Raw genomic sequence first — 23,079 nt, 5'->3', positions numbered from 1 at the left:
TGTGATGGTGAAACAGCATTGCCGCGACGCCTTGATGACAGGGCGCCGGCGGCGGGAATTGTGCCTATCCGGGTGTCTTTTCCGCCGCGCCGGCATGGTCCAGCAATCGTTGCGCCATGCGCCCCCCGATCACCAGATGCGTGCAGAGGCCGCCGGCGATCGCTGCCAGAAGCGGCTCGAACTTGTTGTCTTCCTGCACGACCATCAGCCGCTTGGCGATCGCGCGCAGCGAGGCAAGCTCGGCGGAGATGACCCGGCGGTTGTAGCTGCAGTCGAGCACATCGCCTTTGGCGTCGATGATCTGCCCGGCAATGACGCCGGCTGCTCCGATCTCGCGCAGTGCCGTCATCTCTTCAGCCGTCAGCGCGCCGCATTTGACGACATGGCTGTCGGCGTCGATGGTGCCGACGGAATACAGCGCCAGGTCGCATTCACGCACTCCCGCCAGTTGCTCGCGGATCACCGGTTCGGCACGCAGCGCCCGCGCCAGCTCTTCCGTCGACAGCACCAGCGGCGCGTAGAAATTCAGGCCCTTGGCGTTGAGCCGGCGGGCGATTTCCATCGTGCATTGGTCGGGCCGATATGAGTAGGGGGCGCCGAGATTGCCGCAGAGCTGCACCACCGTGACATCCTGCAGGTCGGCATAGGACATGATGTCGGCGATCGTATAGACGGTGCGGCCCCAGGCGACGCCGATACGGTCACCCTTCTTGACCAGTTCGAGGAAGACGCTCGCCGCCAGCACGGCGATTTCCGTCGAAGGGTCGGCATTTTCCGGGGCGACCCAGACGGCATCGAGCCCAAGCGCGTCTTCCAGCTTGCGTGCCAGGACATCGTCCGTGAAGAGCTGGGTCGAGGTCGAGATGTTGACGATGCCGGTCTCGCGCGCCTTGCGCAGATACATGGCGACCGAGGCGCGGGAAATGTTAAGCTGGCTTGCCACCTGGTCCTGCCGCAGGCCATGCGCATAGTAGAGCCACGCGGCCTTGTGGATGAGTTGTTCTGCCGGTCGGATTGCCATGCCATCTCCTCGGCTGACATTATTCACGGTGCTCGACAAAAGTCAAACCGCGCGGGGGTATACGATACCTTCTCGCCTGCTGAATCCAGATGATCATTGTGCCAAATGCGCTCTACCGTGGCATCGTTGGTGGTGACGTGGCCCGAGCGTGTGGTTAGAAGTCTTCGATAAAATGGGGAGAACAGGATGGGCAATCCTTACGAACAGGATCTGGACAAGAACGCGGCCAACCATCAGCCGCTGACGCCGCTCACTTATCTGGAGCGCGCTGCAAAAACCTATCCCGACCATATCGCCATCATCCATGGCGGCCAGCGCATCGACTATCGCACGTTCTGGCAGCGTTCGCTGAAGCTCGCCTCGGCGCTTCACAAGCGTGGCATCAGCAAGGGTGACACGGTCACCGTCATGCTGTCCAACACGCCGCCGATGCTCGAGGCGCATTTCGGCGTGCCGATGACCAAGGCGGTGCTGCATTCGCTCAACACAAGGCTCGATGCGGCGGTCATCGCTTTTCAGCTAGATCATGCCGAGACCAAAGTGCTGATCGTCGACCGCGAATTCGCCGGCGTCGTCAGGCAGGCGCTGGCGCTGGCCAAGGTCAAGCCATTGGTCATCGACTATGACGATCCCGAATACGCCGCCGACGCACCCTATCCGAAGGGCGAGCGGATCGGCACCTTGGACTATGAGGATTTTGTCGCTGGTGGCGACGAGGACTTCGCCTGGGCGATGCCCGACGATGAGTGGGATGCGATTTCGCTCAACTACACATCCGGCACGACAGGCAATCCGAAGGGCGTCGTCTATCACCATCGTGGCGCGGCGCTGATGGCCTACACCAACACCATTCATGCCGGCATGGCCAAGCATGCCGTCTATCTGTGGACCTTGCCGATGTTCCACTGCAACGGCTGGTGCTTTCCGTGGACGCTCGCCGTCCAGGCCGGCACCCATGTCTGCCTGCGCTGGGTGCGGCCGAAGCCGATCTACGACGCCATCGCCGATCATGGCGTCACGCATCTCTGCGGCGCGCCCGTCGTCATGTCCGTGCTGATCAACGCGAAGGACGAGGACAAGCGCGCGTTTCCGCAGACGGTGACCTTCAACACCGCCGCCGCGCCGCCGCCGGAAGCCGTGCTGTCGGGCATGGCCGATGCCGGCTTTGCCGTCACCCATCTCTACGGCTTGACCGAGACCTATGGCCCGGCGGTCGTCAACGAATGGCATGGGGCTTGGGACGATCTGGAGAAGGGCGAGCGCAGCGCCAAGAAGGCACGGCAGGGCGTGCGCTATGCAGCACTGGAAGGCCTGACCGTCATGGATCCCGAGACGATGCGGACGACACCGGCCGACGGCGAAACCATCGGCGAGGTCATGTTCCGTGGCAACATCGTCATGAAGGGCTATCTGAAGAACCGCAAGGCGAGCGACGAAGCCTTTGCTGGCGGCTGGTTCCATTCCGGCGATCTCGGCGTCATGCATCCCGACGGCTATATCCAGCTCAAGGACCGTTCCAAGGACATCATCATCTCCGGCGGCGAGAACATCTCGTCGATCGAGGTCGAGGATGCGCTCTACAAGCACCCTTCGGTCGCCTCCTGCGGCGTTGTCGCCAGGCCCGACGACAAATGGGGCGAGGTGCCCATCGCCTATGTCGAGCTGAAGCCCGGCAAGGCGACGACTGAGGCCGAGATCATCGAGCATTGCCGCGCGCTGCTCGCCCGTTTCAAAGTGCCGAAAGCGGTGATCTTCGCCGAAATCCCGAAGACCTCGACCGGCAAGATCCAGAAGTTCCGGCTGCGGGAAATGGCCAAGGTCGCCTGAGGGGCTCCGACAACCTTCTTCGGAAATATTTCAAGCGGTCCGCATCCTCGGGCCGCTTTGTGACGTCTATCGGATGTCACCATCTGTCACCAATCGTACGCGTACATCGATTTTGCGTTGACACGTCGCCTATTTCGATTTACGACTGACGAAAATTGAAATTCGTCAGTTATCAAACGAAAGCACCATGTCCGAAGCCGCCAACATAGTCGTCGACGCCGCCCGGCAGGAAAATGTGACGCGCATCCTCGACTGCGCCGAGCGCCTGTTCCGGCACTATGGCTACGGCAAGACCAATGTCGCTGACATCGCCCGTGAGCTCGGCATGTCGCCGGCCAACATCTACCGCTTCTTCGCCTCCAAGGTGGAAATCCACCAGGCCGTCTGCGGTCGAATGCTCGGCGCGAGCTACAAGATGGCCTACGAGATTTCTCGGCTTCCGATCAGCGCGGAGGAGCGGCTTCGGCGCTACGTGCAGGCGCAATACAAGATGACGCTGGAGGTCATGCTCGACGACCAGAAGGTCCATGAGATGGTCATCGTCGCGCTCGAACGGGACTGGGGCGTGATCGACAAGCACATCGACAGCATCCACGATCTCTTTGCCGAAGTGATCCGCGACGGCATCGAAGCCGGCGAGTTCAGGGAACAGGACCCGGTGGTCGCGTCGCGCTGCTTCGGCGCGGCCACCGTCATTCTTTGCCATCCGCAGATGGTGGCGCAGTGTCTCGCCAAGACCAATCGGGCGATGCCCGACGACCTCATCGATTATGCGATCAAGGCCTTGAAGAAATAGCCGCCGCCCGCCGGGCGTCGGTATCGACAGTTCATCTCCAGTTCGGGAGTGCCAAGGTGTTTTTGTCTCATTCCATCATCCGCAAGCTGCCGGCCGCCGGCTTGATCGTCGCGGCGCTTGGACTTGCCGGCTGCAGCCAGGAGAAAACCGAGGTCAAGGACATCATCCGCCCGGTCAAGGTCGTCGAGATCGCCCAGGCGCACGATACCCGCCAGCTGTCCTATTCGGGATCGGTGCGTGCCCGCACGGAGATGAACCTGGGCTTCCGGGTCAACGGCAAGATCACGGAGAGGCTTGTCGACATTGGCCAGCGTGTCGTGCCCGGCGATGTGCTGGCTCGCATTGATGCCACCGACTACCAACTGTCGGTGAAAAGCGCCGAGGCCAACCTGAATGCCGCCGAACGGCAGGTCGAGACCGCCGATCTTGCCCGCCATCGCGCCGAGCAGCTGTTCTCCAAGAATTTCGCGCCGAAGTCGCAGCTCGACCAGGCGACGCTCAGCTACGACCAGGCTGTTGCCACCCGCGACTCCGCTCGCTCATCGCTCGACCAGGCGAAAAACCAGGTCGGCTACACCGATCTCAAGGCGGACAGGAACGGCATCGTCACCGCGGTCGCCGCCGATGTCGGGCAGGTTGTCGGCACTGGCACGCCGGTCGTGACGGTCGCCGTCGATGGCGAAAAGGAAGTGCTGATCGCCGTGCCGGAAATGGAGATCGCCGAGTTCAAGCCAGGCAAAATCGTCAAGGCCGCGTTCTGGTCGGACAGTGCACTGGCGCTCGACGGCAAGGTTCGTGAGGTCGCTGGGAGTGCCGACCAGCAGTCGCGCACCTTCGCGGTCCGCGTCAGCCTGCCCAACGATGCGCGAGTCCTGCTCGGCATGACCGCCAATATTGAAGCCTCCGCCACCAATGAAAGGCAGCTTGTTTCGATCCCGCTGAGCGCGCTGGCGCAGAAGGACAGCCAGCCGATCGTCTGGACCGTCGATCGCGGCGCCGACACCGTACATGCCCGCCCGGTCAAGGTCGCGGAGTTCGCCGCCGATGGCGTGCGCGTTGCCGAAGGGCTGAAACCCGGCGATGTCGTGGTCGCGGCCGGCACGCAATTCATGACCGAGAATCTGAAAGTGAAACTAGCCGGCGACACCGCGCTGCAATCCGCCTCGGCGGAAGACGATAGCGGCAACACCAGGCAGTTACGCTGAGGACAGGCAACCGGCTGCGCGTTCCCGCAGCCGCTGGTTTCCGGGCGGCGGACGCTCGAACCGAGGCGCTCGATTGATGTGACCCCCCGCGCATCAATTCCCGCGTCCCATCGCGATGAGTGTCTCTCCGCTCGAGCCTTGCCGCCCGGAAGCCACCACGAACCTGGATTTCGCTTCGCGCCGGCATCGGCGCGCCGACGATCAAACGAAGTGGACGAGCACCAATGACCAATTCCACTGACGAGAAGCGGCCCTTCAACCTGTCGCGCTGGGCGATCGGCCATCCCTCCATCGCGCGGTTCCTGTTCGGCCTCATCATCATCGCCGGAGCGCTCGGCCTGATGCGCATGGGCCAGAAGGAAGATCCCGATTTCACCTTCCGGGTCATGGTCGTCCAGGCGATCTGGCCGGGGTCCTCGATCCAGGAGATGGAGGACCAGGTCGTCAACAAGATCGAGCGCAAGCTGCAGGAAACGCCGCATCTCGATTTCGTGCGCTCCTTCACCCGCGCCGGCAGCGCCATCATCACCGTCCAGATCAAGGGCGACACCAACGCCGCCGAAGTGGCAGACGCTTTCTATCAGGTGCGCAAGAAGGTCGGCGACATCGCCGGCGATCTGCCGCAAGGCCTGCTCGGGCCCTATTTCAACGATGAGTTCGGCGACACTTTCATCACGCTGCATTCGATCAGCGGCGACGGCTTCAGCTATCCGGAGCTGAAGAAATTCGCCATCGAGGCCCGCGACATGCTGCTGACGACGCCGGGCGTCGAGAAGGCCGTCATCATTGGCGACCAGCCGGAAAAGCTCTACATCGACGTCTCGTCGAAAGTGCTCGCCGAGCGTGGCCTGACGCTGACCGACCTGCAGAACGCCATCAAGGGCCAGAACAATGTCGACCCGTCGGGTTCCGTCGACACCGGCACCAATTCGGTGCGCATCTCCGTCGAAGGCGATGTCAGCAAGGTCGAGGATATAAGAAATCTGCGCCTGCGCGCCGGCGGTCAGGTCACGCGGCTCGGCGACATCGCTACGGTCACGTCAGGGCTGGAAGATCCCTATCAGCGCAAGTACCGCTTCAACGGTCATGAAAGCGTGCAGATCGGCGTCGTCATGGCCAAGGGCTTCAAGGTCACCGATGTCGGCAGGGATGTCGAGGCGACCTACAAGCACTTCGAGGAGGCGCTGCCCTATGGCGTTTCCGTAGACCAGATTTCCGACCAGCCGGGCGTCGTCACGGATGCGGTGGCCGAATTCATGCATGCGCTCGGCGAGGCGCTGCTGATCGTGCTCGTCGTATCGTTCCTGTCGATCGGCTGGCGCTCAGGCCTGGTGATCGCGATTGCCATTCCGCTGGTTCTGGCTGCCACCTTCGCCATCATGTACGAGCTCGGCATCGACCTGCAGCGCATCTCGCTCGGCGCGCTGATCATCGCGCTCGGCCTGCTCGTCGACGATGCCATGATCGTCGTCGAGATGATGGAGCGAAAACTCGAGGAAGGGCTGGTCAAGATCGACGCGGCGAGCTTTGCCTATACCTCGACAGCCTTCCCGATGCTGACCGGCACGCTGATCACCATCGCAGGCTTCATCCCCGTCGGCTTTGCCGCCTCGACCGCCGGCGAATATGTGCGCACGCTGTTCTATGTCGTTGGTATCGCGCTGGTCGTGTCCTGGTTCGTCGCCGTCTATTTCACGCCATGGCTCGGCAACATGATCCTGAAGCAGCGCAAGCATGCCGGCAGCCACCATGATGTCTTCGACACGCGCTTCTACCGCCGGCTTCGCTCGACGGTCGGCTGGGCCGTGCGCCATCGCATCATCGTCCTGGTGATGACGCTGGTGACCTTTGGCACCAGCCTGTGGGCCTTCCAGTTCATCCCGCAGAATTTCTTCCCGCAGTCGTCACGTCCGGAAATCCTGGTCGATCTCTGGCTGCCCGAGGGCACCAGCATCAAGGAAGTGGAGGTGCAGGCCAAGGCGCTTGAAGCCAAGATGATGGACGACAAGGACAAGCGCTTCATCGCCACCTATATCGGCGAGGGCGCGCCGCGCTTCTTCCTGCCGCTCGACCAGCAGCTCAGTAATCCCAACTTCGCCCAGCTCCTGGTGATGGCCAAGGACGAGCCGGCGCGTGAGCGGCTGATCGTCAAGCTGCGCACTGTTCTGGCGCAGGATTTCCCCTCTATCCGCGCCAAGGTCGATCGCCTGTTCCTGGGCCCGCCAACCGGCTGGCCGGTACAGATGCGCGTCATGGGTCCGGATCGCCAGGAGGTGCGTCGCATCGCCGACGAGGTGAAGGCGAAATTCCGGGCCAATCCGCAGCTCGGCGCCGTTCATGACGACTGGCTGGAGCCGGTGCCGGCGATGAAGCTGGTGATCGACCAGGATCGCGCCCGGGCGCTCGGCGTCACCTCGCAGCGCATCCGGCAGATGCTGCAGGCGACCATGTCCGGCGCACCGCTCGATAACTTCCGCGACGGCGAGGAAACGGTGTCCATCGTCGCCCGCGAACCGGAGGCAAGCCGCCGCCTGCTGTCGTCGGTCGATTCCGTCTACATTCCGACCGACTTCGGCGGTTTCGTGCCGCTGTCACAAGTGGCCAAGGTGGTGCCGGTGCTGGAGCAGGGCATCGAATGGCGGCGCAACCGCCTGCCGACCATCAGCGTGCGGGCGACGCTGCCGGATGGCGTGCAGTCGAACGATGTTGTCACCAAGATGTACAACGACATGAAGGACCTGCGTGACGGCCTGGCGCCCGGCTACAGCATCGCGATCCAGGGTGGTGCGGAGGATTCCGCGGAAAGCCAGGCTTCCATTGCCGCCAAGGCGCCGATCATGCTGGCCATCATCGTCGTGCTCCTGATGATCCAGCTGCAGAATTTCGGCAAGGCGATGCTGGTGCTGGCGACCGGTCCGCTCGGCATCATCGGTGCCGCCGCTGCCCTGCTGATCAGCGGTGCGCCGTTCGGCTTCGTCGCCATCCTTGGTGTCATCGCGTTGCTTGGCATCATCATGCGCAACTCGATCATCCTGGTCGACCAGATCGACCAGGATATCGCGGCGGGCATGGATCGTTCCGAAGCGATCATCGGTTCGGCGGTTCGCCGTTTCCGGCCGATCACGCTGACGGCGCTGACGGCGGTGCTGGCACTGATTCCGATCTCGCGCGCCGTATTCTGGGGCCCGCTTGCCTACGCGATGATGGGCGGCATTCTCGTCGCCACGGTGCTGACCATCCTTGTCCTACCGGCAGGCTACGCCCTGTTCTTTGGCCGCGAGCCGAAGAAGGCCAAGGTCACGGAGAAGGACGAAACGGAAGCGGCCGAAAAGGATACGATCCCGCAACTGGCACTCGCGGCCGAGTAAAGCGTATCCGGCGGACATCGTGAGCAGGCTGGCGGGCGATCCGCCAGCCTGCAATGTTGTGTATGCGAAAGACTTTGCGCAAACGCTGAAGGCTGCGGCTGTGTTTTTTCAACAACCCGGCAAACGGAAAAATCATCTCCGAATTCCGCCGGACATGAGCATCCATTCCTTTCGCTCTATCCTAATGTCTACGAAAATTGTGGACATTGAAACCGGGCCGTTGGCTCGAAAATAGCGTGAGGCATTCATCATGACCAATCCGGCCGTCGTCGGCTTCTCCGGCAATTTCACCCGGCCGTCCAAGACCCGAGGCTTCGTCGACCATATCGTGACCGAGATCGCCGGACGCTACGGCCTCGCCGCCAGCACCCACGACGTCGTCGATCTCGGCCCAAGCCTCGGCAACGCGAAATGGGCGGGCGATCTGGACGGACAGGCTCGCGGCATCCTCGAGCGGATCGTGGCCGCCGATGTGCTGGTCGTCGGCTCGCCGACCTACAAGGGCAGCTACACCGGCCTGTTCAAGCATTTCTTCGATCTCGTCGATCCGGCAGCGCTCAGGGGCAAGCCGGTGCTGCTGGCCGCGACCGGTGGCGGCGAGCGCCATGCACTGATCGTCGAGCACCAACTGCGGCCGTTGTTCGGCTTCTTCGAGGCCTTCGCGCTGCCGACGGCGGTCTACGCTTCGGACAAGGATTTCGTCGATGGCGTGCTGGCTTCCGAGGCGATCCGGACCCGCGTCGGCCTTGCGGTGGACGATGTCGGCTCGGCGCTTTTCGGCCGGCAGCGCGCCAGGATCGCCGCCGAATAAGGTCGATCACACTCTTTTGATATCTGCTGATATCGGCGTTGCGGTGGCTCCGGCGGGGAGGTGCCGTGCGCCGCTGCTCGTATTATCCACCAAAACGCGAGAAGCGGGATTGCGTCGCAAATGCTCTTGTTATACGAACGTTCAACAAGAGCATTTTACGGGTACCTGCCGTGGTACGAACCGAATTTCCCTTTGCCGTGGAAACCGTCGATCCGCTCTGGATCACGCTGGCCGACGGCACCCGCATCGCCGCCACGCTGTGGCGTCCGCGAACCGAGGGCAAGGTGCCCGTGGTCGTCGAGATGGTGCCGTATCGCCGCCGTGACGGCACTGTGGCGCGCGACATCGACATCCATCCCTGGCTCGCCGGACACGGCATTGCCTGCGCCCGCATAGACATTCGCGGCAGCGGCGATTCCGACGGCGACCTGGCCGACGAATATCTGCCGCGCGAACAGCTGGACGCCTGCGAGATCATCGCCCATCTCGCCGCCCAGCCCTGGTGCAACGGCAATGTCGGCATGACCGGCATCTCCTGGGGCGGCTTCAACGCGCTGCAGGTCGCAGCGCGCCGGCCGCCGGCCCTGAAGGCCATCATCGCCAACTGCGCCACCGACGACCGCTACGCCGACGACATCCATTATATGGGTGGCGCGCTGCTGACCGAGCAGGAGATGTGGTCCAACTTCATGCTGGTCAAGAAGGCGATGGCGCCGGACCCGCAGATCGTCGGCGACGCCTGGCGCGACATGTGGACCACGCGCCTCACGGCGACGAGTTCGCTTTCGGAAGTGTGGCTCGCCCATCAGCGCCGCGACGACTACTGGCGCCAAGGGTCAGTCTGCGAGGACCATTCCGCGATCGAATGCGCGGTCATGGCCGTCTGCGGCTGGGAGGACAGCTATTCGAACTTCGTCCCACGCCTGCTCGAACATCTGCTTGGGCCGAAGCTCGGCATCGTCGGCCCATGGTCGCATGCCTATCCCTGCCGTGGCGCGCCCGGACCGCTGATCGGCTATCTGCAGGAGGCGCTGCGCTGGTGGCGTCACTGGCTCTGCGGCGAAGACACCGGCATCATGGATGAGCCGCTCTACCGCGTCTGGGTGACAGGGGAGGAGCGGCCACAGCCTTTCTATCTCCCCGATCATGCCGGAAGCTGGGCCGCCGAGGATGCTTGGCCATCGCCGCGCATCGAGCGTCGCGTGCTGCATCTGAATGCTGCCGGGCTGACCGGTCAGGCGACGCCGGGCGCCACGCTTTCGGTACAATCGCCGGCGACTGCCGGGCGCGATTGCGGCCGTTGGGGTGGCTATGGCGGCTCCTGTCCGGACATGCCCATCGACCAGCGCCGAGAGGACGGCATGGCGTTGTGCTTCGACACAACGCCATTGGATGACGACCTGACATTGCTCGGCGCGGTCGAGCTCGACCTGCTCGTCACGGTCGACCAGCCGCATGTCAACCTCGCCGCACGGCTCTGCGATGTCTATCCCGACGGCACTTCGGCGTTGATGACCTATGGCGTGCTCAATCTCAGCCACCGCGACAGCCACGAGCACCCGACACCTTGTCCTGTCGGAACGCCATTTCGCGTAAAGCTGAAACTCAACGATTTTGCCCGCACCGTGCCTAGGGGCCATCGCATTCGGCTTGCGCTGGCCAACCAGCATTGGCCGATCCTGTGGCCGCAGCCGCACCTGTCGACGCTGTCAATGGCGAGCGGCGACTGCACCATGATGCTTCCGGTGCGCCCGCCGTCGCCGCGCGACAGTGATGTGCGTTTCGAGCCGGCTGAGACCGCGCCACCGGTGCCGACAACAACGCTGGAGGAGGGTTTCGATCGCCGCATCACCACGGAGGACGTCGGCACCGGGATGCAGACCATCGCGCTGAGTTCCGACCATGGATGCAGGCGCTACGACGATCGCGCCATCACCGTATCCTCGGCCAACAGCGACACGATGAGCATCAAGGCCGACGATCCGCTGTCGGCAAAGCTCGTCACGGAATACCGCTGGGCCATTGCCAGCGGCGATGCCGACACCGAGGCGACGGCAATCACCGAGCTGACGGCCGATGAAACGCATTTCAACCTGAGTTGGCGTCTCGAGGCGCGAGAACGAGGCAGGCTCGTCCACAGCGCCTCGGCAACCCAGCGCATCAGGCGCGATTTCGCCTGAGGGGACCTGAGAACGATGCTCACCTACGCAATCAAGCGCATCGGTCTCGGCCTCCTGATCCTCGTGCTCGTCATGGTCGCCATGTATGCGGCTGTCTTCCTGGTTCCGGGCGATCCGGCAACCGTGGCGCTTGGTCCGCGTGCCACGCCGGAACTCAAGAGGCTGCTGATCGAGCGCATGGGCCTCGACCAGCCGGTCTGGTGGCAGATCGTCGAATTCTTCCGCAACGCACTGACCGGCAATCTTGGCTACGATGTCTGGTCGAACCGCCCGGTCTCCACGCTGGTCATGGAGGCGCTGCCGAACACGCTGATCCTCGGCCTGACCGCGCTTGCCGTGGCCCTTCTCATCGGCGTTCCGCTCGGCTGCCTTTCTGTCATGCGGCGCGGCACGCTTGCCGATGCGGTCATCGGCGTGCTCTCCGTCGGCGTCATCGCCGTACCGTCCTTCGTCGTCGCCATCTATTCGCTGTTGCTCTTTGCCGTGACGCTGCGTTGGCTGCCGGCCATTGGCGCCGGCGAGGCCGGCGACATCGTCAGCCAGGCCAAGGCGCTGGTGATGCCGGCAGCGGCCATCGCGCTTGGCTGGATCGGTTATATCGCCCGCATGGTGCGTGCCTCGATGATGGAGGTGATGGGCGAGCCGCACATCCGCACCGCGCGGTCCTTCGGCCTGCCGGAGTGGAAGATCGTCTCCAAATACGCGCTGCGCATCGCCATCATCCCGACCATTTCGCTGGTCGCTGTCGGCCTTGGCAGCATCCTGTCCAGCGCCGTCTTCGTCGAGGCGGTGTTTGCCCGGCCTGGCATCGGCAAGCTGATCACCGACGCCGTCAACACCCGCAACTATCCGGTCGTCATGGGCACGGTGCTCATCATGACCGCCATCTATGTCTCCATCACCATCGCCGCCGATCTCCTGATCGCGCGGCTCGATCCGAGGGTTCGTGATGTCTTCCGTGGCTGATGCCTCGCTGTCCCTCCCAGACCGACAACGTTTTCCGTTGCTTCGCGCGCTCCTCGCCGACCCGTTCACCTGTGTCGCCCTGATCCTCGTCACCAGCTTCATCATAACAGCCGTCTTCGCGCCGTGGCTGGCCCCATATTCGCCGGTCAAGATCGATGTGCTGCACAAGCTGCAGCCGCCATCGGCCGAACACTGGTTCGGCACCGATCATCTCGGGCGTGACCTGCTGTCCCGCATCATCTATGGCGCGCGCACCGCGCTGACGATCGCCATGGTGTCCGTGGCCATCGCCGGTGCGATCGGCCTGATGCTCGGGCTGATCGCCGGCTACGGGCCGCGCTGGCTCGACGCCATCCTGGTGCTGATGTTCGACAGCCTGAATTCGCTGCCGATGATCATGTTCGCGCTCGCTATCATCACCGTGCTCGGCGCGGGAACCGGGACGCTGATCGTCGTCATCGCCGCGACCTCGTTCCCGAGCTATGCACGGCTGATCCGGGCGCAGACACTGGCGTTGAAGAACAGTGACTACATCCTCGCCGAACGCCTGCTCGACGCCAGTGCCGCGCGCATCATCTTCATCCACCTTCTGCCCAATGTCGTCGGTCCCCTGATCATCCTTCTGTCGATGGATATACCGGTCGTCATCATGGTCGAGGCCGGTCTCAGCTTCCTCGGCCTTGGCGTCCGCCCACCGACACCGTCCTGGGGAAGCATTCTTTATGACGGCTACACCAGCATCCGCTCGGCACCGTTCATGGTCATCTTCGGCGGGTTGCCACTGGTACTGGCAACGCTCGGCTTCACGTTCTTGGGCGAAGGCCTGCGCGATTATCTCGATCCGCGCCTGCAATTGCGGAGGCCGGCATGACCGGCTCGCTCGCGGCTAGCAACCTCAGCGTCCGCTACGAGACGCCTCATGGTGCCGTGCACGCACTGCGCCATGTCGACATCGAAGCGCATCCGGGCGAAGTGATCGGCATCGTCGGCGAGAGTGGCTGCGGCAAGTCCACGCTGGTCACCGCTTTGGCGAACCTGTTGCCAGCCAACGCTCGCGTCGACGGCTCGATCAGCTACAACGGCATCGACCTGGCAAAGCTCGATGCCCACCGCCAGCGCCTGCTGCGCGGCGACGAGATCGCCCTGGTCGGCCAGGATCCGATGACTGCCTTCAACCCCGTGCTGACCATCGGCGACCAGCTGGTCGATTTCCAGCACCATCGCAAGGACCTTGGCCGAGCACAGAAGCGCGCGCGCATCGCCGCGATGCTCGGCCGCGTCGGTATCGCGGACGCCGAACGGCGCATGAGCTGCTATCCGCACGAACTGTCGGGAGGCATGCGCCAGCGCGTCGCCATCGCCGCTGCCTTGCTGACCGATCCTGGCCTGCTCATCGCCGACGAACCGACGACGGCGCTCGATGTCACCATGGAGGCGCAGATCATCCATCTGCTGCGCGAACTCAGGCGCGAATACAACGGCATCATCATCGTCGTTTCGCACCATCTCGGCGTCATCGCCGAACTCTGCGACCGCGTCTATGTCATGTATGCCGGCGAGGTGGTCGAAGGCGGCGAGGTCGATGCGATCTTCCACAATGCGGGGCATCCCTACACGCAAGCCTTGCTCGCCTGCGATCCGGCGCGCTTCCACGAAAGGCTGGCAAGACTGCCGACGATCCCCGGTACTCTGCCCAGCCTGACCCAGCCACCGTCCGGATGTGTCTACGCACCGCGCTGCGACCGTGCCTTTTCGCCATGTGGCTCTGTCGCGCCGCCGCTGGCGAAGCTTTCCGCCACCCATGTCGCTCGCTGCCATGCGGTGGCGCCATGAGCCCGCTGCTCGCCGTCGACGACCTGTCGGTGACCTTTGCCCGCAGAGGCCTGCTCAGCCGCCTGATCAATCCGTTCCCGCTGCCGGGCTTCAACGTCATCGACGGCGTGACGCTGTCGCTGATGCCGGGCGAAACGCTGGGCCTGGTCGGCGAATCCGGCTCCGGCAAGACCACGCTTGCCCGCACCATCCTTGGCCTGGTGCGCGCGGCGGCCGGGCGGATCACTTTCGAGGGCAGGGACGTTGCGACGCCGGCCGATTTCCGCGCCATGCGCCGGCACTCGGCGATGATGTTCCAGGACCCAGTCGCCTCGCTCAGCCCCCGCTTGCGCATTGGCACGCTGCTGACAGAACCGCAGATCATTCAAGGGCTGCCGACGCCGGACCGCCGCGCCGCTGCCAAGGCGCTGCTGGCACTGGTCGGCCTGCCGGCATCCTTTGTCGACCGGTTTCCGCACGAGCTCTCGGGCGGGCAGGCGCGCCGCGTCGGCGTCGCCCGGGCTCTGGCGATGAAGCCGCATCTTCTGCTTGCCGACGAGCCGACCGCGGGCCTCGATGTGTCCGTGCAGGGCGATGTGCTCAACCTGATCGGCGAGTTGAAGCGCGAACTCGGCTTCGCCGCCATGATCGTCACCCACAATCTGGCGACGATCCGCCATGTCAGCGACCGCTTGGCCATCATGTATCTCGGCCGGCTGGTCGAGACGGGGCCGACACAGGATGTGTTCTCCGCGCCCATGCACCCCTACACGGCGACGCTGATCCGCTCCGAGCCGGTGCCCGATCCGCGCCGGCGCAGTCAAAATCCGGCCGTCACCGGCGAGATTCCCAGCGTGTTTCGGCGGCCCTCGGGCTGCGAGTTCCACACACGCTGCCCGATCGCTCAGGCACGCTGCAAGAGCGAGGCGCCGGCCTATCGAGAGCGAGGCGCCGGCCGGATGGTGCGCTGCCATTTCCCGCTGGAGACAGGCGGGCAAGAACGGGAAGCCTTCTCACGCGCTTCCGCAAACCAAAGGGGAAACTGACATGACACGATGGAACATGGACAGACGTGCCTTCCTGAAGGCAGCGGGCGCGCTGGGCGCCGGCCTGACGATGAAGCCCGGCTTCGCCTGGTCGGCGGCCGGCGATACGCTGCGCATTCGCATGGAAGGCGATCTGCAGACGCTCGATCCCGCCTTCATGAATGGCGGCATCGAGGACGTCATCATGCGCGGCATCTATGTGACGCTGAACCATTTCGGCGATATCCAGAAAGGGTCGCCCTGGGCGCCCTGGGGCGCTGAGAAGCTTGAGCAGAAGGACCCGAAGACCATCGCCTTCACCTTGATCGACGGGCTGAAATGGTCGAACGGTTTTGGCGCTGTCACCGCCGATGACGTGAAATTCTCGTTCGAGCGTATCGCCGACAAGACCCTTTCATCGCCCTGGGCCTATCAGTTCGAGAAGCTCGACCGCGTCGAGGTCGTCGATGCCAGGTCCGGCATCATCCATTTGAAGGAACCCTATCAGCCGATCTTCGTCACCAGCCTGCCCTATTATGGCGGGCACATCATCAGCCGCGCCGGCACGGAAAAGGCGGGCGGCAAGTTTACGACCCAGCCGCCGGCCTCTTGCGGTCCCTATGTCTTCAGCGACTGGCAGCAGAAGCAGAAGGTGACGCTGACAGCCAACCCCGACTGGCCAGGCCCGAAGCCGGATTTCGGCAAGGTCGAGATCTTCGTCGTCGCCGATGATCAGGCAGCACAACTGGCCTACGAGGCCGAGGCCTTCGACTACACCAAGATCGCCATTTCGGCGACCAAGGCGGTCAAGGCGAGCCCGCCCGCCGACACAACCCTGATCGAGGCCCAGTCGACCCGTTACGTCTGGCTGACCATCAACATGCTGAGCCCGCGCCTCAAGGATCCAAAAGTCCGCCAGGCCGTGCAGTATGGCGTCGATGTCGGGCAGATCCTCACGGGCGTCTATGACGATCTCACCAAGCGCTCCACCGGCGTCGTCCAGCCCGGAACCAAATTCGCGCGTGCGAGCAACCTGATTGCAGCACCAGACTATGAAAAGTCGGCTGCGCTGTTGGCCGAGGCCGGCGTCAGCAATCTGTCGCTGACCTTGACCGTGATGAACGATTCCATCCGCACCGCGACAGCCCAGATCATCCAGGCCAGTCTTGAGCAGGCCGGCATCAAGGTCGATATCCAGCCCTATGACGAGGCGGCGTTCTGGGGCGTTGGCGACAAGACGCAAGGCGACGGTTACAAGAACATCGATCTCGCGCTGATGGATTTCGCTGGCGGCGTCGACCCGTCCGAAAATCTGGTCTGGTTCCGCCCCGACCAGATCGGCGCCTACAACTGGTCCGGCTTCGACAGTCCCGAGTTCGAGACGAGCTACCAGCAGCTGGTAGCGGAAAGCGACGAAGCCAAACGCATCGCTCTATCCAACCGCATGGAAGACCTGATGGAGCAATCCGGCGGCTTCGTCTTCATCTGCCACCAGCCGTTGGTTGTCGTCCACAAGACGGATTTCGAGTCGGTCATCTATCCCGACGGCCACCCCAATCCGGTGCTGTTCAAGAAGAAGGCATGAACGCTTTCATGGACACAGCGGGTGCAATCGATTAGCTGAGGTCTATGACAGAAGCGGGATCAGCCCCTGAAAAACGTAAGCGTGGCGCCAAGAAATCGCCGCCGCGCTTCAGCCGCGAGCAGGCGGATGTGCGCCGCGCCATGCTGATCGAGGCGGCGGCGCGCTGCCTGTCGGTCGGTGGCATCGGCGCCTTCACCGTCGATCGCATCTGCAAGGAAGCCGGTGTCTCGCGCGGCCTGATCAACCATCATTTCGAGGGGCGCGACGGGCTTCTGGTCGAGGTCTACAAATCCTCGCTCTATGCCAGCGTCAACAACCAGATCGCCGAGGCCAAGCGCCGTCGCGCCGAGGCATCCGACTGGCCGCCGGAGGCGTCGCTCGCCGCACTGGTGCGCTCCAACTTCTCGCCCGAATATTTCAGCCGCGACAATCTGCTGATCTGGCTGTCCTTATGGGGTGAGATCGCCGTCAATCCGCGCCTCAAGGCAGCGCATCGGGAACTCTACGATGCCTACCGTGCGGAACTCGCGGAGGATATCGCGGCCGTCGCCGTGCCGCGTGGCAGGCCTGTCGACGCCCCCGCGCTAGCCCGCAATTTCATCGCCCTGGTCGACGGGCTCTGGCTCGAATGGTGTCTCGACGAAAGCGTGGTGACACCTCAAGCGGCCGAAGCCGCCGGCTTCGAGATGCTTGAGGCGCAGGTCGGGCCTTTGCGGGACGCCTAATTCAGCGGGCAACCGCCCTCGCGTTTGCGGCGTTCCATATAGTCCCGCAGTGCTTCGTCGATGCCGGGATCGATCGGCGGCTGCTCATATTCGGCGACCATGCGCTTCCAGATGACGTTGGCGCGCTCGCGCGCCGTCACCTGGCCGCGTTCCATCCATGTGTCGTAATTGTCCCAGTTGGAGACCAGCGGCGAGTAGAAGGCGCGCTCGTAGCGCTGCATCGTGTGCGCCGCGCCGAAGAAATGCCCGGCCGGACCGACCTCGCGTACCGCTTCCAGCGCCAGCGTATCGATGTCGACCACCGGCGGGTCGAAATAGGCGGACATCATCTGCAGCATCTCGGCGTCGATGACCAATTTCTCGAACGACGCCGTCAATCCGCCGCCGAGCCAGCCGGCTGCGTGCAGCACCAGATTGGCGCCGCCCATCAGGCAACCCCAAAGCGACATGGCGCTCTCATAGGCCGCCTGCGCGTCGACCGAATTGGCGGCGGTCACATTGCTGGAACGGAACGGCACGCCGATCAGCCGACAGAGCTGCCCGGTGATCTGGGCGGCCTGCGTGTATTCAGGCGTGCCGAAGGCCGGCGCGCCGGTCTTCATGTCGACATTGGACGTGAAGCCGCCATACATCACCGGCACGCCAGGGCGCACGATCTGCGTCAGCACGATGCCGGCCAGCGCTTCGGCATGCTGCTGCGACAGCGCGCCGGCGAGCGTCACCGGGCTCATCGCCCCTGCAAGCGTGAAAGGCGTGATGACGTTGACCTGGCCATGCTCGGCCAGCGCGATCAGGCCTTCGGCCATAGGCTCGTCGAGTTGCAGCGGCGAATTGGTGTTGATGATGCCGGTAAAGACAGGCATTTCGTTGGCCAGGTTTTCGCGCGTTGTGCCGAGCGAGATCGCCACCATTTCGAGCGCGTCGACGGCGCGTCCGCGGCCAAGCGCCTGCGGCTGCCAGTTCTTGTCCAGCAACGTGATCTCGGCATAGTAGAGGTCGAGGTGACGCGTGTTCTGGTGCAGGTCGAGCGGCTCGAACGGTCCGCCGCCTTCCTGATGCAGCACGTTGAACGACTGGATCAGCTTCAGGTAATCGCACATCTCGGCATAGGTGCCGGGCCGGCGGCCGCGATCATTGTCCATGACATAGGCCGGGCCACCGACCGACGACAGGATGCAGTGCCGCCCGCCGACCTTCACATTCTTCTCCGGATTGCGGGCGCGCAACTCGAACGATGACGGCACCATGGCGACGTGCTCCATCACCATGGCACGGTCGAAGCGCACCCGCATCTCTCCTTCGTCGACATCGCAGCCCGCCGAGCGATAGAACTGCCGCGCCTGCGGCTGGAGCACGCGCATGCCGATCTCTTCGAGAATGGTCAGGCCCATCTCATGGATGGTCTGGACCTGGTCGGCCGACAGGATTTCGATCGGCTGGTAGGGCCGCGTCAGTTGTTTCCATGGGCGCTGTTCGATGCCGCCGATCTCGCGCTGTGGACGGCCGGGTCTGCGACGCGCTGCAATCCGTTCCATGGATACTCCTATTCGGCTGCCGTGCGCATATCGAAATTCTCGACCGCGTCGACGATCGGCGTATCGCGGCGATAGGGCTGCCAGCGAATAGTCGCGCCGATCTCCTGAGCCAACTTGTGGCCGCTGTGCACGGCATGGGCGATGGCGCCGGGGGCCAGCGTGTCGCCGATGCGATCGACACTGCGGATGCCGGCAGCAACAACGTCGTCGGCCCGTTCCGTCAGCGCCTTGAAGAGTTCGCCGTGCGGCAATCTCAGCCCGACGATCAGCACCGAGCGGCAGGCCAGGCGGGTCTCCTCGCCGGTGAAGAGATGCGCCAGCGTCGCCGTCTCGCCGTCGAAGGATTTCAGCAAATGCAGCGTCGTCACCGCCACCTTGCGTCGTGCCAGCGCCCGGTGCACCAGCGGCAGCTCGTTGGTCATGATCGTCCATGCGGACGCCTGGCCAGCGGGGGTCACATAGCTGACCGGAATGCCCTGCGCGGCCAGATGCTCGGTGAGGACGCCGCCCATGTAATAATTGTCGAAATCGAAGACGAGCGTCGGCCCTTCGGGAAGCCGGCCGCCGGCAATGTCGTCTGGGGTGAACACATTCGGATGGTCGAGCCGGCCGACCGGAATTTCCAGCGAGGAATAGAGCATGTTCGTCCAGCGCGCGCCGGTCGCCAGCACCACGCGGTCCGGCGCCAGGTCGAGGATCTCATCGACGCCGAGCGTGCTCTCTGGGTAGAGCGCGACATTGCTCATCTCGCCGAGGCGCCCGAGCCGGTAATCGACGACGCGGTTCCAGGCGGCGAGGCCAGGCAGCGTCTTCTCGAAGGTCAGCCGCCCGCCGAAGGACCGGCTGCTGTCGGCAAGTGTCACCTCATGGCCGCGACGGCCGAGGGTTACGGCGCATTCGAGCCCGGCAGGTCCGCCGCCGACAATGAGGATTCGCTCGGGCTTGTCGGCGCGTTCGACGCGTTCGGGATGCCAGCCGCGCCGCCATTCCTCGCCGGCGGTCGGGTTCTGGGTGCAGCGCACCGGCACGCCGTCATGCCAGCTCGAAATGCAGATATTGCAGCCGATGCATTCGCGGATTTCCGCCTCGCGGCCTTCGCGGATCTTGGCCGGCAGGAACGGGTCGGCGATCGAAGGGCGCGCGCCACCGATGAAATCCAGCACGCCGCGCTTGATCTGCGAGACCATGGCATCGGGCGAGGTGAAGCGGCCGACGCCGACCACCGGTTTCCTGGTCAGCGATTTGACGAAGTCGATCACCGGCTCATGGCTGCCTTCGCCGGTGAAGCGGGACGCCGAGCAGTCGGTCGGGCTGGAATCCATCTTGACGTCGAACAGGTCGGGAAGGTCGGCCAGCAGTTCGATAAGCTCGTGGGCCTCGGAGGGCTGATTGCGGCCGGGCCGGCCGCGCAGTTCCTCGAGGCTGACCCGCAACGCGACGCCACAATCCTTGCCCACCGCATCCTTGGTGACTTCGATCATCTCTCGCACGAAGCGCACGCGATTGTCGATCGATCCGCCATATTCGTCGACGCGATGATTGTATTCGGGCAGCAGGAATTCGTAGCCGAGATAGCCCATGCCGGCATAGACGTAGACGACATCGAAACCGGCGGTGCGCGCCTTGCGCGCCGCCTCGGCCTGGCATCGCAACACCTCGCGTATGTCGGCCTTGTCCATCGTCTTTGGCCGCAGATTGCCCATGAAGCCGACATGGGTGGCCATCCATGGAATCCCGGATGGCGACAGTGGCGGCAGCCGGCTTGTCCTGTTCATCACCGAAGCGCCGCCGTGCCAGAGTTCCACGCCGGCAAGCGATCCATGGCGATGCACCGCCTCCGTCATCAGCGCATGCGCGCGGATATCGTTCTTGTCCCACAGGGTGGCGAAAGGCAGCGGCGTGTCGTCCGAAGTGGGGTCGATCGAACAGGCGCCGGTGCAGATCACGCCCCATCCGCCCTCGGCCTTGGCCTCGCGAAAGGCGGCACGGACCCGTGGCAGCGCGTTTGTCATGCCACTTGCGTGGGGCACTTGATAGAAACGGTTCGGCGCCGTGACAGGCCCGATCCGCATCGGTTCGAACAGGATTTCGTAACGAGGATTACAGGTCATCAGGGCTTCACAGAATATGCTTGTTGTACGATCGTTCAACAAGCATATTCGCGCCCGTCACGGAACGCAATGGCCCATGCGCTGGTGCCGGCGATTGGCCCGAAAAAAGAGAACCCACCACGATGACATCGGGGTGGGTCCAGCTTCCGGGAAGCTATGTGATGCAGGTCGAGCGCACCGAGGTGCGCTTGACCGTCTCGGGCGGTTTCAGATGACAAACAGCCAGTTGGCGATGAGCATCACGGCGACGCCGGCGATCAGCGTCAGATAGGGCAGGATGCCCGCCTTCTTGACCGCCAGATCCGACGACGTCATGCCGAGGTCCGCCAGCATATGGGGAGGGAATTTGCCGCCGTCCTGGATATAGTGACGGTAGCAGAACACCGGGATGATAAGCGCCGCCGTGATCAGCCCGGCCCACAGCGCCATCGGGTTCCAGACCTTGGCGCCGGCGCCCATGAAGATCGCGTTGACATAGGCGAAGATCGCGCCGATGCCGAGCAACCAGCTTGGCGCCTTCCATGGCCGCGCGATATGGCCGTTGTCGATGCGGTGGATCCAGCCGGCGTTGAGGTTGAGGAAGTTGAAGATGATGTAGCCGCAGTTCGACACGGCGAGGATGAAGAAGAAGCTCGTCGCGTCGGCCGAGGCGATGGCCAGCACGATCAGGTTGAAGCAAAGATCGGTCCACATCGCGCGCGTCGGCGCGCCATGCTCGTTGACGTGGCTGAGGTAGCGCGGCAGCCAGCCGTCGACCGAGCCCTGGTAGAGCGTGCGCGAGGAGCCGGCCATCGCCGTCATGATGCACAGCACAAGCGCCAGGATCATCAGCATCACCAGCAGGCTGTGGATGAGATGTCCGCCGCCGACCATGCCGGCCAGCGCATCGGCGACGCCGGAGCCGTCGACGATCGGGGTCGCCAGCATGCCGTTCAGTCCGAGCACGCCCTGGAAGGTAAACGGCACCAGGATGAACAGCAGCATGCAGAGCAAGCCGGAGTAGAAGATCGCCTTGAACGTGTCGGTGCCCGGGTTCTTGAATTCGGAGGTGTAGCAGACGGCTGTCTCGAAACCGTAGGTAGACCAGGCCGCGATGAACATGCCGCCAAAAACCAGCGTCCAGCCGGCGATATTCCACGAGCCGGGCTCAGGTGCATAGGCTGCTGCCAGAGGCACCAGCGGCGAGAAATTCGCCCAGTTGATCTGGCCGGTGAAGATCGGCACGACGCCGACGATCAGCATCGGGATGATGACCAGCAGGCCGATATATTTCTGCACATTGGCCGTGCCCAGGATGCCGCGATGCTGGATGGAGAAGATGATCAGCATCAGCACTGCGCCGATGAAGAAGGTGGCGTTGAAGGTGAACGAGACCGGACCGAGCGTATGGCTGAACAGCGTCCAGTTGCGGATCGCCGGCGTCGCGGCGGCCGTCACCGCGGTGACGGCGTCGGCTGCGCTCGTTCCGGCATGCGCCGCGATATAGGCGACGACATCCGGCGAGGCATCGGTGAACAGCGGCACGGGCGCCAGCGCGTTGAGGATATAGGCGGCGGCGATCGAGCAGCCGAGCGATAGCACCGGCGACCACGCGAACCAGTTGCACCAGACCGAGAGCGGCGCGATGAACTTCGAATAGCGCAGCCAGGCGGTGGCGCCGTAGATCGAGGCGCCGCCGGACTTGTTCGGGAACAGGCCTGCGATTTCCGCATAGGTGAAGGATTGCAGGAAGCCCATGATCATGGATGCGGTCCAGATCAGGAATGCCAGGGTTCCCGTCGTGCCGGCAATGCCGCCGATCGAGAACAGGACGAGGGCAGGGACGCCGCTTGCCACCCAGAAGGCGCCGCGCCAGTCGATATTGCGATGCAGCTTGCTTTCCGCAGGCTGCTCCAAGGCAGTGCTTATCGAGCTCATGTGTTTGTGTTCCCCTTTTTGATGTTCCCCGCCGGCGATGCCTCGGCTTCGCGAAGCTTGCTCCCCGGTCAAATGGTCCGTGTCACCTGAATGTTTCCACTCAGTTGTATTTTTTTCTTAAGAGTGAAGATTGATCCGGCGCGCTTTCACGTCAAGCGTTTTATGGCGCCGTGCACATCACGCTTGCGAGTGCGA

The 23,079-nt window shown here is 63.6% G+C and carries 16 protein-coding genes; 12 read left to right on the top strand and 4 right to left on the bottom strand.

Annotated elements, in window-relative coordinates:
* Positions 1 to 64 precede the first annotated feature (64 nt).
* Entirely contained in the window at positions 65 to 1,021 is a 957-nt protein-coding gene (locus tag ABVQ20_RS13815; protein WP_354460056.1) for a sugar-binding transcriptional regulator, read from the bottom strand.
* Positions 1,022 to 1,207: 186 nt separating this feature from the next.
* On the opposite strand from ABVQ20_RS13815, the gene ABVQ20_RS13810 reads away from it, so the two are divergent.
* The 12 genes from ABVQ20_RS13810 to ABVQ20_RS13755 all read left to right on the top strand — a co-directional run bounded on the left by ABVQ20_RS13810 (position 1,208) and on the right by ABVQ20_RS13755 (position 17,321).
* Positions 1,208 to 2,848: an acyl-CoA synthetase gene (locus tag ABVQ20_RS13810; RefSeq protein ID WP_354460055.1), complete on the top strand. Its 1,641-nt coding sequence runs from the start codon at positions 1,208 to 1,210 to the stop codon at positions 2,846 to 2,848.
* Positions 2,849 to 3,035: 187 nt separating this feature from the next.
* Positions 3,036 to 3,644, top strand: coding sequence for a TetR/AcrR family transcriptional regulator (locus ABVQ20_RS13805; protein ID WP_354460054.1), 609 nt, complete (start codon positions 3,036 to 3,038; stop codon positions 3,642 to 3,644).
* Between the two features lie 74 nt (positions 3,645 to 3,718).
* Positions 3,719 to 4,849, top strand: a complete 1,131-nt coding sequence (locus ABVQ20_RS13800) for an efflux RND transporter periplasmic adaptor subunit (protein ID WP_435528416.1) — start codon at positions 3,719 to 3,721, stop codon at positions 4,847 to 4,849.
* A 224-nt stretch (positions 4,850 to 5,073) separates the two neighbouring features.
* Positions 5,074 to 8,217: an efflux RND transporter permease subunit gene (locus ABVQ20_RS13795; protein ID WP_354460052.1), complete on the top strand. Its 3,144-nt coding sequence runs from the start codon at positions 5,074 to 5,076 to the stop codon at positions 8,215 to 8,217.
* A gap of 250 nt (positions 8,218 to 8,467) precedes the next feature.
* On the top strand, positions 8,468 to 9,028 hold the full coding sequence (msuE, locus tag ABVQ20_RS13790; RefSeq protein WP_354460051.1) for an FMN reductase: 561 nt from the start codon (positions 8,468 to 8,470) through the stop codon (positions 9,026 to 9,028).
* A gap of 170 nt (positions 9,029 to 9,198) precedes the next feature.
* A complete protein-coding gene (locus tag ABVQ20_RS13785) occupies positions 9,199 to 11,208 on the top strand; it encodes a CocE/NonD family hydrolase (protein WP_354460049.1) in 2,010 nt (669 codons plus the stop codon).
* Between the two features lie 15 nt (positions 11,209 to 11,223).
* Complete coding sequence (locus tag ABVQ20_RS13780) at positions 11,224 to 12,174, top strand: ABC transporter permease (RefSeq protein WP_354460048.1); 951 nt, start codon at positions 11,224 to 11,226, stop codon at positions 12,172 to 12,174.
* Positions 12,175 to 12,211: 37 nt separating this feature from the next.
* A complete protein-coding gene (locus ABVQ20_RS13775) occupies positions 12,212 to 13,045 on the top strand; it encodes an ABC transporter permease (RefSeq protein WP_354460047.1) in 834 nt (277 codons plus the stop codon).
* On the top strand, positions 13,042 to 14,007 hold the full coding sequence (locus ABVQ20_RS13770) for an ABC transporter ATP-binding protein (protein ID WP_354460046.1): 966 nt from the start codon (positions 13,042 to 13,044) through the stop codon (positions 14,005 to 14,007). Before ABVQ20_RS13775 ends, ABVQ20_RS13770 begins: the two co-directional genes overlap by 4 nt.
* Positions 14,004 to 15,032 (top strand): oligopeptide/dipeptide ABC transporter ATP-binding protein, encoded by a 1,029-nt coding sequence (locus tag ABVQ20_RS13765; protein WP_354460045.1) that lies wholly within the window; start codon positions 14,004 to 14,006, stop codon positions 15,030 to 15,032. Before ABVQ20_RS13770 ends, ABVQ20_RS13765 begins: the two co-directional genes overlap by 4 nt.
* A gap of 1 nt (position 15,033) precedes the next feature.
* Complete coding sequence (locus tag ABVQ20_RS13760; protein WP_354460044.1) at positions 15,034 to 16,596, top strand: ABC transporter substrate-binding protein; 1,563 nt, start codon at positions 15,034 to 15,036, stop codon at positions 16,594 to 16,596.
* Between the two features lie 44 nt (positions 16,597 to 16,640).
* The gene (locus tag ABVQ20_RS13755; protein ID WP_354460043.1) at positions 16,641 to 17,321 is read left to right on the top strand and encodes a TetR/AcrR family transcriptional regulator; all 681 of its coding nucleotides are present in this window, start codon (positions 16,641 to 16,643) and stop codon (positions 17,319 to 17,321) included.
* On the opposite strand, the gene ABVQ20_RS13750 is transcribed toward ABVQ20_RS13755, so the two are convergent.
* The 3 genes from ABVQ20_RS13750 to ABVQ20_RS13740 all read right to left on the bottom strand — a co-directional run bounded on the left by ABVQ20_RS13750 (position 17,318) and on the right by ABVQ20_RS13740 (position 22,884).
* A complete protein-coding gene (locus ABVQ20_RS13750) occupies positions 17,318 to 18,856 on the bottom strand; it encodes a trimethylamine methyltransferase family protein (protein WP_354460042.1) in 1,539 nt (512 codons plus the stop codon). The genes ABVQ20_RS13755 and ABVQ20_RS13750 overlap by 4 nt on opposite strands.
* Before the next feature lie 8 nt (positions 18,857 to 18,864).
* Positions 18,865 to 20,967, bottom strand: a complete 2,103-nt coding sequence (locus ABVQ20_RS13745) for an oxidoreductase (protein ID WP_354460041.1) — start codon at positions 20,965 to 20,967, stop codon at positions 18,865 to 18,867.
* Positions 20,968 to 21,174: 207 nt separating this feature from the next.
* Positions 21,175 to 22,884, bottom strand: a complete 1,710-nt coding sequence (locus ABVQ20_RS13740) for a trimethylamine N-oxide permease (RefSeq protein ID WP_354460040.1) — start codon at positions 22,882 to 22,884, stop codon at positions 21,175 to 21,177.
* Positions 22,885 to 23,079: the final 195 nt, after the last annotated feature.

This window comes from Mesorhizobium shangrilense, from assembly GCF_040537815.1.
GTDB classification, from domain to species: domain Bacteria; phylum Pseudomonadota; class Alphaproteobacteria; order Rhizobiales; family Rhizobiaceae; genus Mesorhizobium; species Mesorhizobium shangrilense.
This window is presented reverse-complemented; position numbering and strand designations above follow the sequence as displayed.